The sequence below is a fragment of the Citrobacter sp. wls613 genome, assembly GCF_005281195.1.
Taxonomy (GTDB): Bacteria; Pseudomonadota; Gammaproteobacteria; order Enterobacterales; family Enterobacteriaceae; genus Citrobacter; species Citrobacter gillenii.
The window spans coordinates 19,503-19,911 of sequence record NZ_SZXN01000014.1; the positions used below are offsets into that span (position 1 = coordinate 19,503).

Sequence of the window (409 nt, forward strand, 5' to 3'; positions counted from 1 at the left end):
GCGGGATTACCTGCCCAGCAGTTTGATAAAGAATGGCGGAATAAAACGCTGGCGGACATGACCCATCTAAAAAACAGTCCGGCCGTGGTGTCATGGACCGAAGCCGACAGCTACTGCCGCTGGCTGAAAAAGGAGACGGGGCTGGCGTTTTCCCTGCCGACGGAAGCGCAGTGGGAGTACGCGGCGCGTGACCGGGGTCAGTATATTCTGGTGGCAACGGATGACGGCGACTGGCGTGAGGATGAAAAAACCGGGCGCGGTGAAAACTACGGTACCAGCGAGGACCGCCAGGCAACGGAAGAGGCCACCGGGGTGGAAAGTTCCTTCGTGCGTTATGCCGTCGATCGCTATCCGCCGACCCCCGGCGGGCTGTACGGCATGTCAGAGAACGGTTACGAGTGGGTGAGCG

Annotated in this window: 1 protein-coding gene; it reads left to right on the forward strand. The window is 60.4% G+C overall.

Translation table 11 applies throughout. The features are described from left to right. The coding region (locus FDX01_RS03485; protein WP_249360848.1) for an SUMF1/EgtB/PvdO family nonheme iron enzyme at positions 1–409 on the forward strand (409 nt) is incomplete at both ends.